The sequence below is a fragment of the Nitrosomonas sp. Nm166 genome (genome assembly GCF_900112825.1).
GTDB lineage: Bacteria > Pseudomonadota > Gammaproteobacteria > Burkholderiales > Nitrosomonadaceae > Nitrosomonas.
This window is the reverse complement of record NZ_FONE01000028.1, coordinates 1-13,056: the sequence shown is the minus strand read 5'-3', so window position 1 is coordinate 13,056 and position 13,056 is coordinate 1. Positions and strand designations below refer to the sequence as shown.

Genomic DNA, 13,056 nt, shown 5'->3' with positions numbered 1-13,056 from the left:
TTTTATTCCGGTAGCAGAAGATCAAGATGAGTAAGCGCGATTATTATGAAGTGCTCGGTGTCAGCCGTGATGCCGACGAGAATACAATTAAGAAAGCCTATCGCAGGCTGGCAATGAAATATCACCCTGATCGTAATGCCGGTGATGTTAAGTCAGAAGAAATGTTTAAAGAGGCCAAAGAGGCTTATGAAGTATTGACGGATGCGAACAAACGTGCTGCTTACGATCAATTTGGTCATGCCGGTGTTAATGCCAGTGCTGCAGGTGGGGGAGGAGCGCAGGGTTTCAGTGATGCATTTAGTGATATTTTCGGAGATATTTTTGGTACCCGCAGTGGGCGCTCAAGTATGCATCGCGGCTCTGATTTACGCTATAACCTGGAAATCTCCTTAGAACAGGCGGCCCATGGGGCAGAAACGAAAATTCGCATTCCTACTATGGAACAATGCGAAACTTGTCATGGTGATGGTGCCAAGCCTGGTACTTCACCTAAAACTTGCTCTACCTGTAATGGTCACGGCCAGGTAAGAATGCAACAGGGATTTTTCTCTATTCAACAGACATGCCCAAAATGCCAAGGAAGCGGCAAAATCATCACGCATCCGTGTCCAACTTGCCATGGCGTAGGGCGTGTAAAACAACAAAAAACGCTGACTGTGAAAATTCCAGTGGGCGTGGATGATGGTGATCGTATTCGGATTTCCGGGGAAGGTGAAGCTGGCTTAAATGGTGGACCGCCGGGTGACTTATATGTAGTAATTCATTTGTCAGCGCACCCGGTTTTTCGCCGTGAAGGTGATCATTTGCATTGTGAGATACCCATCAGTTTTACTGTTGCCGCCCTGGGTGGAGAAATTGAAGTACCTACGCTAGAGGGACATGCCAAAATTAAAGTACCAGCAGAAACGCAAACAGGCAAAGTATTTCGTTTACGAGGTAAAGGAATCAAGGGAGTGCGTAGTCACGACAAAGGTGATTTGCTTTGTCATGTGATTGTAGAAACTCCGGTTAAACTGACAGCACGTCAAAAAGAGCTTTTAGAGGAACTCGAAGCGATTAGCCTGAAAGACGGCCCTCGTCACAGCCCGCGGGCTAAATCATGGATGGATAAAGCTCGTGAATTTTTTTCGGAATAATAAAGTAAAGCTTTTATGAGATGAAATGGAAAATTTGAATAACTATTTCTTCTCATGCTTACTGGCTCTCTTTGCATTTCTAGGCTGAAATTTCTATTGGAATTTTCACCTGAAAGACAGCGAATGTAACTTAAAATAAAAAATAAATTATTTTTTAATCATTCAACAGTGAGTTTGACTAAGAATTTCGCTTTACGTATATTTAACTTAAGTTAGCAAAAGGATATTTATTTTTCTATGTGCAGGAAATGAGATCACCTACTGCATGTAATAAGAAGATCATTACAACCATCATTACAACCTTGAGGTAAGGATGCATGGGCTACCCCGCTAGTGAGTCAAATAAAGATCGTTCGAATGCGGCGGCAACAAATGAGGAATTACTAACGAAATTCGAGCGTGTTACTCGTGCTCTTAGAACCTTGAGTGCCGGTAATCATACTTTATTACATGCATCGCAAGAGCAAGAACTGTTGTACGACATGTGCCAAGTCATCGTGGAAAAAGGTGACTACCGCACGGCTGCCGTCGCATATGCGGAACACGATGAGGACAAAAGCATCCACTTGATGGTAAGTATCGGTGCAGATAAAGATTTCATAGAAGCTCTTCATTATACTTGGGCCGATACAGAAATGGGTCGCACGGCGGCTGCGACCGCGATCCGTACCGGCCAGCCCTGCGTTGGCAGGCACATCCTCACCGATCCAGTGTATGCTACTCCTGCCTACGCCCCTTTACGCGAAAATGCGCTTAAGTCAGGCTTTGCTGCAGTTAGCGCCTTTCCGCTCCGAGTGGATGGAGAAGTGCTTGGCGCCTTGGTTATGGGCGCAATTGAGTCCGATGCCTTCGATGAAGAAGAAGTCAAGTTGCTCAGCGAATTAGCCGATGATCTGGCTTATGGCATTGCCAACCTGCGTATGCGTATCAAGCATCAGGAAGCCGAAGCCACCATTGCACGCCTGGCTTACTATGATCCCTTAACTGAATTACCCAATCGCACCTTCTTGCTCGAGCGTTTGCAAGAAGCCATTCATACCGCCAAGCAACAGCATCGAGCTCTCGCCCTTTTACACCTGAACATTGGTCGTTTTCGTGAAATCAATCAGATCTTGGGCTATCGTGCGGGCGATCAGTTGTTGCAACAATTGGCTCAGCGCTTGACGAAAATCCTCAAGGAAAGCGATATATTGGCGCGAGTGGGGGAAAACGAGTTTGCCCTGCTATTGCCCCGCGGGGGAGCTGACTATGCCATTCAAGTTGCGCAACAGATGGTCAGAGCTTTGCATGACCCTGTGGAAGTAGCAGGTCTGATGGTCGATTCACGTGCTAGCATCGGTATTGCTCTCTATCCCGGCCATGCTACGGAGGCTGATATCTTACTGCGGCGCGCCAATGTCGCCACTCATTATGCCAGTCCTGCCCGAGGCGGCTATGCTTTCTATACGGGGGGACAGGAACAAGAATGTACCCGACGTTTGTCTTTGATGGGGGACTTGCGCCAGGCTATCGAGCAAAATGAGTTATTGCTGTATTGTCAGCCGAAGGTCGATATTGCATCTCGACGCGTGTGTGGGGCCGAAGCCTTAGTGCGCTGGCAGCATCCTGTACATGGTATGCTTCCGACCATGGAATTCATCAAGCTCGCTGAGCATGCGGGCTTAATTACTCCCTTGACGAATTGGATGCTTGATGCGGCTTTTAGCCAAAGCTATGTCTGGAATGAAGCGGGATTAGAGCGACCCTTGTCAGTAAATTTATCTGCACATGATTTGTATCACCCCTTGCTTGTTGATCGCATCCAAGGTTTATTTTCCACGTGGGGTATTCGGCCGGAATTCATTCAGTTTGAATTGACTGAGAGTACCTTAATGGAAGATCCGATGGGTGCATTGGAAACCTTGACTAAGTTAAAAAAAATCGGTACCCGATTATTTATTGATGACTTTGGTACGGGGTATTCGAGTCTAAGCTATTTGCAAAGGCTACCGGTCGATTCAATCAAGATTGATCAATCGTTTGTCATGCCTATGGTGGTAAGCAATGATTCCGCTGTGATTGTGCGTTCGGCCATTGAGCTTGGGCATAATTTAGATTTGGAAGTGGTGGCAGAAGGAGTGGATAACCAGGCTGTATGGGATAGTCTGGCAACACTAAGATGCGATGTGGCGCAAGGTTATTTAGTCAGCATGCCAATGCCGGTAGAGCAATTCAGCAATTGGGAAAGTGAATGGGTAGGCATGTCAGCGCATGCCGGATGAAGTTCCGATAATCTGGGTCAGCTTGATCGTATTCAATCCACATCATTTTATTCGTTGTAAGCTGCGCATGACAAAACATGAGTACACAGGTGAAATCGACACTGATCATTAGCGCTTATTGGTTTTTCGCCCTGGAGATCAATATAGCAACTGCCCAGCGCCAAATAACTCACCAGTACTTCAGCTAATAAGTGTGCAAATGGCTATTTCATGACTCCATATTGATAATTGCCATAATTTTTAGAGTTAATTGCAGAGAATAATGCTGATTTGGGTCAAAACTCAAAGGGGTCCACATCCAGTACCCACCGTACTTTATGGGTAGATAAGGTGTTAATTTGTATATACCATTTGTTAAGAAATTCCTGTAAGTGTTTGCGTGATCTTGACTGTACCAGTAGGTGTGCGCGCTCCAAACCTTTTAAACGCAGTATTTGTGCAGGTACCGGATCAAATATTTCAATTGACTTGGATGGCTCGGCAAGATTTGCGGCTTGCCTGAGAAAATCCAATACAGTTTTAATATGATGAGCTTCAGCACGCAGCAATGCTTGATAGACATACGGCGGGAATCCGGCTATTTTTCTTTCGGCTAATAAGATTTGCGCCAGTGCATCATAATCGTGCTTCTGTAAGGCAACATACAGTGGGTGATCAGGAAATTCAGTTTGAATGAGTACATGTCCTGCGATATTGGCGCGTCCTGCACGACCAGCCACTTGCATCAGCTGTGCAAACAGGCGCTCACTGGCACGAAAATCAGTGCTGTATAGCGAAGTATCAGAGTTTAAGATGCCTATCAGTGATAAATAAGGGAAATCATGCCCCTTGGCAAGTAATTGCGTGCCCACCAGTATATCCACTTCCTGCGCATGTATTTTCTGCAAAATATTTTGCCATGCATGTTTGCGACGAATACTATCACGATCAATCCGCAAAATCCGCGCAGTCGGAAAATGTGCTATCAAAGCTTCTTCCACACGTTGGGTGCCTTGTCCAAAGGGTGTAATATCCTGGTTTCCGCATTGTGGACAAGCACGTGGGAAATGTTCCTCATGACCACAATGGTGACAGCACAATTTTTTATCGCGTAAATGAACGACCAGTCGGCTGGAGCAACGCTGGCAAGGCGCTGTCCAGGCACAAGATTTACACAGAAGTACTGGTGCATAGCCGCGCCGGTTGATAAAAACAAGACTCTGATGTTTTTTTGCCAGGCACTTGCTCAGTGCCTCGATCAGCGGTTCAGATAGGCCCTCCTGGGTTTTATGCAAACGGGTGTCGATATACTGAATTACAGGTAATGCGGCATTCCGGATGGCGCGGGATTGCAGACGCACACTGCGGTAGCGGCCACTGAGCACATTGTAATAGCTTTCCAAGGAAGGGGTGGCAGAACCTAATACTACGGAAATATTCATCTGCCTGGCGCGAAAGATGGCCAGATCCCGGGCGGAGTAGCGTAATCCATCCTGTTGCTTGAAAGAGCTATCTTGTTCTTCATCGACAATGATCAAGCCGAGATCGGATAAGGGAGTAAAAACAGCAAGACGTGTACCCAGTATGATTTTAGCCTCGCCTTGCTGTGCCTGCAGCCAACCTGATAGCCGTTCCGTATCATTGAGTCCGCTGTGCAAACTGACCAGAGGGACAGCCGGAAATCGTGCACGAAAGATTGCTTCCAGCTGAGGGGTTAAGCTGATTTCTGGTATCAGTACGAGGATTTGCCTGCCTTGAGCCAGCACGGGTTCAATAATTCTGAGATAAACCTCAGTCTTGCCACTACCGGTAACGCCGTGTAGTAACCAAGTGTTAAATGGCTTAATGTCAGTTGTGATGGCATTAACAGCAATTGCCTGTTCCGGAGTTAGCGTGGGCTTTTTTACGTTCTTTGTCACCACAGTAGCAGGGTTGGGAATTGCCAATACCCATCCCAGTTGCATCCATTCCTGTAGCAATTTGTCAGCGCGCGGTGAAATTTGTTTTACCTGAGAGGAGGTGAGTGCGGTGGCGTGATGGAATTCGGTGAGTAAGCGGCGGGATACACGGCTACGGACTGGAATACTAGACAAATTAATTTGTTTTCCTGCTGCAGTCAGACTGAATAGATGACTGTCCGGGGATTTTTTCAGTTTAACTGGTTTGTTGCTGCGCAGCTTAACTGGCAAGCTGTTTACGATCACCATGCCGAATGGATAATGATAATACTGGCTGCAGAAGTGGAATAAATCCAGCAAAGGAGTTGATAAGGGTTTTATTTCTCTGAAAATATCATGAACTGACTTAAGCTTCTCAGGAGAGACTTTGGTTTCAGAATCTACAGCCATGATAATGCCTGTCATCAGCTTTTTTCCGAACGGTACGCAGGCGCGTAAGCCGATATCATTTTCGCTAGCATTCTCAGCTTGATAGTCAAATAACGTGTCGACAGGAACATTCAGTGCGACACGGATAATGGGCATAGACAGTTAAATGCGGCTAATTTAATTCGAATAATTATTTATGTAATTGAATATTCACCAGAAACAGGATCGCTTCTGGTGAATGTAGGGTTATTAAATGATGATTATCAGTCCTGGTTATCGAGAAACCCGATAAAGAGTTACAGATTCTTCGCCTTGCTTGTCAAGTTTGGCAGTATTTCCATCAGAACTGATATTGAATCCCGTCGCAGTATTATTATCCAGATCCGAGAAGCCAGCGCATCCGTTCGTATTATAGGTGAAGCTCGATAAATTCAATTTGCTGGAACCTTTGTCATAAGTGTACGAAGCAAATTCAACACCGGGTTTTCCGCATTTTTCTTGATCTGCTCGTTGTGTAGCGCCTGTGGGGTCAATCATCATGAATTTTCCGTTCGGAAAGAATACCAGGGTTTGTGTTTTGATGGCATCAGCGTCATAGGCCCAGGTACCCACGATACCGGAAGCGTCATTGTCGATTTTTGAATAGCGGGTTTCTTTGACTTCTTTTTCTGCAACCTCATTTTCATCGCTTAACTGAATCGGTTTGGCGATATGGAAGAGTTCGCCAAATACGCTGCTTTTTTCACGTGCTCTTTGGACTGTTACAATATCGGAATTAATCAGCTCGAATCCATCAGTGCGAACGCGCCGGGTTGGGCCAGGATTGGATAGCCCACCTTTCAGATTGGTATCAATCGATGGTTTTCCGACCAGTTTGAATCCACGGTTATCAAAATCAACAGCATCAGCAACGCCATATTCAACACCAGATTGGAAGATGGTTTTTCCACCACAAACCCGATTTTCATCACATGAATCATCCGGTCTGGCATCACCATGCAAGTACTCTCTGCTATTATCCCCGGCAACCCGCAAAACACTCGCGGTTTGGTTGTTGTAACTTACCCAAATTTGGGCACTGAGAAGGGCAACACCTTGGGAAAGGAAGTGATTGCGAGCTTCTTCTGCTGTTTTGACATTGCTCTCAAGACCACCCGCTTCCATAATGCTTTTTAAGTTGGCGGAATCCGCAAATGTATCAGGATTGCTGTCCAGATTGATGGATGATTTGACTGCAGCGGATGTTTCATTAGAAATGGATATGCCATTGGAAGCATCGCCGTCAGAGTCCAGGGATTGCAACAGGACTAACAGATTTTGTAATTTGTTGTCGTTGCCGTTGGCCAATTCAATTGGAGTGACAATTTGTGAACCTGGTATATTCCCAAGGGTCAAACTACCCAGTTTGAATTCGATTTTGTCACCATGATTGAAATTAAAAATACCTTGATCATTGGTCACACCGGATTTGCCGGACGATGCGGCATAAGAAATACCGGATACAGGGGAATCGATTAAAACACCGGTTGCGGGGCCGGTAAGCAGGGCTTTTGTTGCCGTTGATGTTGTTGCAGATGTCGATGCTGTCCCAGCAGTTTTTTCAGTACCACTGTCGCAGGCAGCAAGACCAACGATAAATATTGCAGGTATTAACTGTGCCCATGCAGGTATTAACTGTGCCCATGAATTTTTTCTTAACTGTTGCCTAGATTTCATTAAGATGCTCTCTTTCTGATTAATTAAATAATTCAATCTTGTACAATTTACATTTTGTACGGATAACTGAGTAAAAGTGAAGACTGATATTTTACTATTAACATTGGTATTATAGCCAAGCAATGAATTTTTCGTTCTTGACTTGCTTAAATAGGTTTTAAATTTTAGTTTTTTCATGTATTTTCGCCGCTCATTTTTTTATTTGGGAGAATATAAGATATCAATATGTCTAACATGGCTGAGATCTCACAACTGACGGAGAAGTCAGTACAACTTCCTGTTGATTGGTACCTGGATCCAAAGATCCTAGAGATTGAAAAACGCATCCTGTTTGATCAAGGGCCTGGCTACGTAGGGCATGAAATCATGGTACCCAATGTTGGAGATTACTATGTACCCGAATGGATGAAGAATGCCAAGGTATTGGTACGTAATGAACATGGTATTGAATTACTTTCAAACATTTGCCGGCATCGACAGGCGCTGTTATTGAAAGGGAGAAGTAACATTAAGAATATTGTATGCCCTATACACCGCTGGACTTATGCGCTTGACGGTAAATTGCTGGGCGCTCCCCATTTTGATCAAAACCCTTGTCTTCATTTAAGCAAAACACCCCTACAAAATTGGAATGGATTATTGTTCAGCGGCAAGCGCAAGGTTGCTCAGGATATGGCTAAACTAGGTGTACTTAAGGATTTTGATTTTTCCGATTATATGCTGGATCGTATCCAAATTGATGAATATCACTGTAACTGGAAAACGTTCATTGAAGTGTATCTGGAAGACTATCATGTCGATACTTTTCACCCTGGTTTGAGTCATTTCGTAGATACAAAGAAACTCAATTGGGAATTTGGCGACTGGTACAGTGTGCAAACTGTTGCCATTGATAATGCGCGCTTACAGCGACCAGGTAGTCCGGTGTATGCCAAATGGCATGAACAGGTTTTGCAGCAAACTGAAGGAGAAATGCCTCCTCATGGCGCAATATGGCTGCTCTATTACCCTAATATTATGCTGGAATGGTACCCTCACACCCTAGTGATCAGCACGATATTACCTACTGGAGTAGAAAGTTGTACGAATGTGGTGGAATTTTACTATCCGGAAGGAATTGCATTATTTGAACCTAATTTTATAGAAGCAGAACAAGCGGCTTATAAAGAAACTGCATTGGAAGATAATGAAATTTGTAAATTGATGACTGCAGGTCGTCGTGCATTATATGAACAGAATTTGAGCGAGACAGGGCCTTATCAAATGCCAATGGAAGCGGGTATGGAGCATTTTCATCAGTTTTTGCAACGCGAAATTGGATCCTATGTTTAATCATCCTTGATTTAATAATTCTATATTTTAGGATGAATGATTAATGCGTTCGATGTGGATGTTAGTGGCTGCATTTATGTTTGCCAGTATGGGTGTGCTGGTCAAGCTGGGTGCAGTCTATTTTTCCAGCACTGAGTTGGTGTTTTATCGCTCATTATTTGGCGTATGGATGACCTATCTGATTATCCGCTATCATCGTCTTTCAGTGCGCACGCCACACTGGAAAATTCACTGCTGGCGTGGAATTACCGGTCTGGTTAGCCTATTGATGTTTTTTTACTGCCTTACACAGTTGCCTTTGGCAACAGCCATTTCATTGAACTATACCTGGCCGTTGTTTGTGGCGTTATTTTCAACGCTGATTCTGAAAGAACACATTCACTGGCCGTTAATCTGGGCTATTGTGCTTGGTTTTGTTGGCGTTATTCTTCTGTTGCGCCCCACTTTACCTGATGATCACTGGGTGGCTAGTTTATTAGGTATAGGTTCTGGTTTCTTTGCAGGTATCGCCTACATCAACGTCAAGCAATTGGGTAATCTGGGTGAGTCAGAATGGCATGTGGTGTTCTATTTTACCTTGATCAGCACGCTGATTACCGGCGTGTGGTTACTATTTACAACATTCAGCCCGATTACTTGGCATGGTTTAATGCTATTGCTGAGTATTGGTATGACAGCGACATTGGCCCAGTTGGCCATGACGCGGGCTTATCATAGAGGAATTACGCTGGTTGTGACTTCGTTAGGTTATAGTACTGTCCTGTTTGCAAGCCTCTGGGGTATTTTGTTGTGGAATGAAGCCTTATCACCTGTTGCATGGTTGGGTATGGGCTTGATTATTGCGGGAGGGTCTGTAAGCGGTATTTTGAGTTTCAAGCTGGCACCTGCTGTTGCGCAAAAATAACTACATAGCCGTTCACACGGAAGCAAAATTTGCACCATCTCATTTAATTGCCTATGATGAGGCTTGTTATCATTTGAGGTGGAGCCATGATTACTATTCAAAAGAAAAACAATTTAATCATTGTTGCGGTAATTGGTGAATTTACGTTAAGTGACTATAAGGAATTTGAACAGCAAGTACTTTATCAGTCACACTTTGATGGCAAGGCGAATCTTTTATTTGATTGGCGTGACATGCTCGACTACACAGTTGATGTTGCATGGGAAGAAATAAAATTCATGCGCCAGCATGGCAGTGAATTTGACCGAGTCGCTGTTGTCACGGACGATGAGTGGCAAGCCTGGGGAACCTGGGTTTTCAATCTTTTTGTCAATGCAAACGTATCAGTCTTCAAAAGTTATGAAGAGGCCGAAGAATGGGCTTCTGCATCTGATAGGATCGATAGCTGATTAGCGGCTGTGCCTTATAAATAATTTATGAGTACGCTGTATCAGGTCAGTCTCCGAAAAAACAGCACCTTAACTCAAGAATTTTTGAATCTACTTAGTAATAAATAGAAATCGTATGGATGAATTTGTATTTGCCAGGATATTACATGTACTGGGTGTAATACTGTGGATTGGTGGTGTCGCAATGGTAACCACCGTGCTATTACCTATCTTGGCACGCATGAAACCAGCGGCTGAAGCGATGGATTTTTTTGCACAATTCCGTAGGCGATTTGCGGCACAGGCGCGTTTTTCCACATTGTTTGTTGGCGTCACAGGCTTTTACATGGTGTACCTGCTGGATGCCTGGCAGCGTTTTACACAATGGCAATACTGGTGGATGCATGCCATGATATTAATTTGGTTGCTGTTTAGCATCATGCTGTTTGTAATGGAGCCCCGAGGCCGGCGTCAACAAGTCAGTGCATCTATACAAAAGAATATTTCTGCAGAAACATTTGCCAGAATCCAACGTAAGCATCTGACGTTATTGCTATTAAGCTTAATTACTATCGCTGGCGCCGTAGCGGGTAGTCATGGCTGGTTGATACCTGGAGGATGAACATGAGTTATGCAGTGCTAAAAATGATTCATGTTGGTAGCGTTATCGTCAGCTATTCATTATTTTTTCTGCGTGGCATCTGGCTCATGCAGAATTCAAAAAATCTGCGCCAGCGTTGGGTAAAAATCCTGCCCCATGTCGTGGATACCATTTTGCTGAGTAGCGCCATTGTACTTGCGATAATTATTCAGCAAAATCCGCTGGAACACTCTTGGCTTAGTGCTAAAGTAGGCGGTTTACTGCTCTACATCGGTCTTGGCATGGTGGCAATGAGATTCGGTAAGACCCGGAGGATAAAACTCATTGCCTGGGTATCAGCGCAGTGTGTATTTATTTATATTGCGTTAGTTGCCTTGACCAAGAGTCCTGCATTGAGTATCGGGTAAGAAACGAAGAGCGAAAAATTCTTCGTCCTAAAATATAATGGATTTTGCTTCTTTATGCCTTGAGAAAGCAAGCTATGAACAATCTCAAGCCATATCAGATCTGGTTAATCTGACTTATCGCGGAGAAATAGGTTGGACCACAGAAATTCATATTATTCAAGGCAATAGAACTAATCGACAAGAAATAGAAGCCGTGATGTCAAACCCCAATGGGTGTTTTCTTGTTGTTAATCAACCACACATGCTGGCTTCGTGTATCTACGTTGCCCAAGAAGAAGACCATGCGTATATTGGTTTTTTCTCAGTTCACCCTAGTCTGCAAGGAAAAGGAGTTGGTAAACTTGTACTCCGAAAGGCGGAGGAATTTGCGATAAAAAACATGGGAATGCACAAATTTGTCATATTTGTGGTCTCTCAGCGCCAGGAATTAATCGCATTTTATGAACGACGGGGTTATCTACGCACCGGCAGAATTGAGGCTTATCCATTGCATGTAGGTATCGGTGAGCCAAAAATTGCCGGTTTAACGATTGAATATCTTGAGAAGATTGTTTAGTCTCTAGCGGACTTAATTTCTTGCCTCTTGGGGTGAAGCCCTTCGTTTGCTAACAATAACATTACTAATTGTAGTTGTTCTTCTTGACATTTTCTTAACATTTTCCATGGTATTGTGCATAGCCCATGTAGCAAAAATGTAATTAAAATTCTTTAGAGATGAGGGAAATCATGCTTAAAAAAATTTTTTTGACTGTTATATTGAGTTTAAGTGTTTCATGTTTTGCTGAGTCGGGGGCAGATAAATCAAAATCTTCAACTGATTCAAACCAGCAAACACAGTCGTCACAATCTAGTTCATCAACATCTGATTCATCAGCAAAAAAAGAAAGTTCTCAATCAACTCAAGATTCTGATACGGATAAGAAACCGTCAATGGTTGATTACTGCAGAAAACATACCTGCTAAGCCCAACTAAAATTACTTAATAACAAGGAGATATGTGTCAATGAGAATGATTAAAATAATTTTTATAAGTATTGCACTTACTTTCATGTTTAACAGTATTACCTTTGCTGCGCCGCATTGGACTCATGAAGAGCAGTCAACGTGGGGCGCGATTCAGGATCCATCTCAAACAGTAGTACCTCTAAATTACCCCTTTGCAGAATGTAGCATAGGTACGCATCAATCTCCGGTTGATCTCGCTGCAGCACAAATAGATAATTCAAAAAAATTAAATGAATTAGAAGTCTGGTATGACGTTGATATTGCGCCAATATTTAATAATACCGGTCATGCTGTGCAAGTAAATACTTCATCGGGTTATACAGGAGAGCTAAAAATCGGGGAAGAATCTTTCCCCTTGATTCAACTTCATTTTCATGAGCCAAGTGAGCATGTCGTTGGTAATACAAGATTTCCAGCTGAATTGCACTACGTTCATATTGGAAATGATGGCAGAATTATAGTGTTAGCCGTTGCTGTTAATATAGGGGAAGAGAATACAACATTCCAAACCATTTTGGATAATACTCCTCATCAAGAAGGACAAAATCCAAATACTGGCATACAAATCAACCCTGCATCATTACTTCCTCCTATGCATCATAACAGGCCAGATTTTTATACTTTAGCTGGTTCTTTGACGACCCCGCCATGTAGTGAGGGGGTCCAGTGGTACCTTTTATCAGAGGCTATTACGATATCAGCAGCACAGCTGGAACAGCTTAAAGGGTTTTACACCAATAATGCAAGATCGCCTCAAAATCTAAATGGCCGGGCAGTATTGTCGACTAAATAGCCGTTACAGAGAAACACTAAGAGCCAAATACGCCGGTAAAATTGGTGTATTTGGCTTTACACTATTTGAGATTCAATAAGCATTATCTCTACGGAGTACGATCCAGACGGTACGGAGGATGATCCAGAGGTCGAGCCAGATGGACCAGTTTTTGAGGTAGTACAAAT

12 protein-coding genes are annotated in these 13,056 nt (G+C 43.7%); 10 read left to right on the top strand and 2 right to left on the bottom strand.

The genetic code is table 11. From position 1 onward, the window contains the following. The first annotated feature begins 26 nt into the window (after positions 1 to 26). Together dnaJ and BM021_RS09095 are read left to right on the top strand one after the other, a co-directional pair. Positions 27 to 1,136 carry a molecular chaperone DnaJ gene (gene dnaJ / locus BM021_RS09100; RefSeq protein WP_090720725.1) on the top strand — a complete coding sequence of 370 codons (1,110 nt, stop codon included), beginning with the start codon at positions 27 to 29 and terminating at the stop codon, positions 1,134 to 1,136. Between the two features lie 317 nt (positions 1,137 to 1,453). Next, positions 1,454 to 3,397, top strand: a complete 1,944-nt coding sequence (locus BM021_RS09095; protein ID WP_090720724.1) for a putative bifunctional diguanylate cyclase/phosphodiesterase — start codon at positions 1,454 to 1,456, stop codon at positions 3,395 to 3,397. A gap of 275 nt (positions 3,398 to 3,672) precedes the next feature. On the opposite strand, the gene BM021_RS09090 is transcribed toward BM021_RS09095, so the two are convergent. Next, positions 3,673 to 5,859 (bottom strand): primosomal protein N', encoded by a 2,187-nt coding sequence (locus BM021_RS09090; protein ID WP_090720723.1) that lies wholly within the window; start codon positions 5,857 to 5,859, stop codon positions 3,673 to 3,675. 117 nt (positions 5,860 to 5,976) lie between these two features. Next, complete coding sequence (locus BM021_RS09085) at positions 5,977 to 7,419, bottom strand: adhesin (protein WP_090720759.1); 1,443 nt, start codon at positions 7,417 to 7,419, stop codon at positions 5,977 to 5,979. Positions 7,420 to 7,644: 225 nt separating this feature from the next. On the opposite strand from BM021_RS09085, the gene BM021_RS09080 reads away from it, so the two are divergent. The 8 genes from BM021_RS09080 to BM021_RS09045 all read left to right on the top strand — a co-directional run bounded on the left by BM021_RS09080 (position 7,645) and on the right by BM021_RS09045 (position 12,889). Then, complete coding sequence (locus tag BM021_RS09080; protein ID WP_090720722.1) at positions 7,645 to 8,751, top strand: aromatic ring-hydroxylating oxygenase subunit alpha; 1,107 nt, start codon at positions 7,645 to 7,647, stop codon at positions 8,749 to 8,751. Between the two features lie 43 nt (positions 8,752 to 8,794). Beyond that, a complete protein-coding gene (locus BM021_RS09075; RefSeq protein ID WP_256207854.1) occupies positions 8,795 to 9,655 on the top strand; it encodes a DMT family transporter in 861 nt (286 codons plus the stop codon). Between the two features lie 86 nt (positions 9,656 to 9,741). Then, positions 9,742 to 10,104, top strand: a complete 363-nt coding sequence (locus tag BM021_RS09070; RefSeq protein ID WP_090720721.1) for a SpoIIAA family protein — start codon at positions 9,742 to 9,744, stop codon at positions 10,102 to 10,104. Between the two features lie 115 nt (positions 10,105 to 10,219). Then, positions 10,220 to 10,705: a hypothetical protein gene (locus tag BM021_RS09065; RefSeq protein WP_090720720.1), complete on the top strand. Its 486-nt coding sequence runs from the start codon at positions 10,220 to 10,222 to the stop codon at positions 10,703 to 10,705. A 2-nt stretch (positions 10,706 to 10,707) separates the two neighbouring features. Further along, positions 10,708 to 11,091: a SirB2 family protein gene (locus BM021_RS09060; protein WP_090720719.1), complete on the top strand. Its 384-nt coding sequence runs from the start codon at positions 10,708 to 10,710 to the stop codon at positions 11,089 to 11,091. 37 nt (positions 11,092 to 11,128) lie between these two features. Beyond that, the gene (locus BM021_RS09055; protein WP_090720718.1) at positions 11,129 to 11,647 is read left to right on the top strand and encodes a GNAT family N-acetyltransferase; all 519 of its coding nucleotides are present in this window, start codon (positions 11,129 to 11,131) and stop codon (positions 11,645 to 11,647) included. 170 nt (positions 11,648 to 11,817) lie between these two features. Next, positions 11,818 to 12,054 (top strand): hypothetical protein, encoded by a 237-nt coding sequence (locus tag BM021_RS09050; protein WP_090720717.1) that lies wholly within the window; start codon positions 11,818 to 11,820, stop codon positions 12,052 to 12,054. 40 nt (positions 12,055 to 12,094) lie between these two features. Beyond that, positions 12,095 to 12,889, top strand: coding sequence for a carbonic anhydrase family protein (locus BM021_RS09045; protein WP_090720716.1), 795 nt, complete (start codon positions 12,095 to 12,097; stop codon positions 12,887 to 12,889). The last annotated feature ends 167 nt before the right edge of the window (positions 12,890 to 13,056 follow it).

Excerpts from the sequence above, each read along its gene's own strand:
- dnaJ (WP_090720725.1), top strand. The coding sequence starts at position 27 with ATGAGTAAGCGCGATTATTATGAAGTGCTCGGTGTCAGCCGTGATGCC.
- BM021_RS09095 (WP_090720724.1), top strand. The coding sequence starts at position 1,454 with ATGGGCTACCCCGCTAGTGAGTCAAATAAAGATCGTTCGAATGCGGCG.
- BM021_RS09090 (WP_090720723.1), bottom strand. The coding sequence starts at position 5,859 with ATGCCCATTATCCGTGTCGCACTGAATGTTCCTGTCGACACGTTATTT.
- BM021_RS09085 (WP_090720759.1), bottom strand. The coding sequence starts at position 7,419 with ATGAAATCTAGGCAACAGTTAAGAAAAAATTCATGGGCACAGTTAATA.
- BM021_RS09080 (WP_090720722.1), top strand. The coding sequence starts at position 7,645 with ATGTCTAACATGGCTGAGATCTCACAACTGACGGAGAAGTCAGTACAA.
- BM021_RS09075 (WP_256207854.1), top strand. The coding sequence starts at position 8,795 with ATGCGTTCGATGTGGATGTTAGTGGCTGCATTTATGTTTGCCAGTATG.
- BM021_RS09070 (WP_090720721.1), top strand. The coding sequence starts at position 9,742 with ATGATTACTATTCAAAAGAAAAACAATTTAATCATTGTTGCGGTAATT.
- BM021_RS09065 (WP_090720720.1), top strand. The coding sequence starts at position 10,220 with ATGGATGAATTTGTATTTGCCAGGATATTACATGTACTGGGTGTAATA.
- BM021_RS09060 (WP_090720719.1), top strand. The coding sequence starts at position 10,708 with ATGAGTTATGCAGTGCTAAAAATGATTCATGTTGGTAGCGTTATCGTC.
- BM021_RS09055 (WP_090720718.1), top strand. The coding sequence starts at position 11,129 with ATGGATTTTGCTTCTTTATGCCTTGAGAAAGCAAGCTATGAACAATCT.
- BM021_RS09050 (WP_090720717.1), top strand. The coding sequence starts at position 11,818 with ATGCTTAAAAAAATTTTTTTGACTGTTATATTGAGTTTAAGTGTTTCA.
- BM021_RS09045 (WP_090720716.1), top strand. The coding sequence starts at position 12,095 with ATGAGAATGATTAAAATAATTTTTATAAGTATTGCACTTACTTTCATG.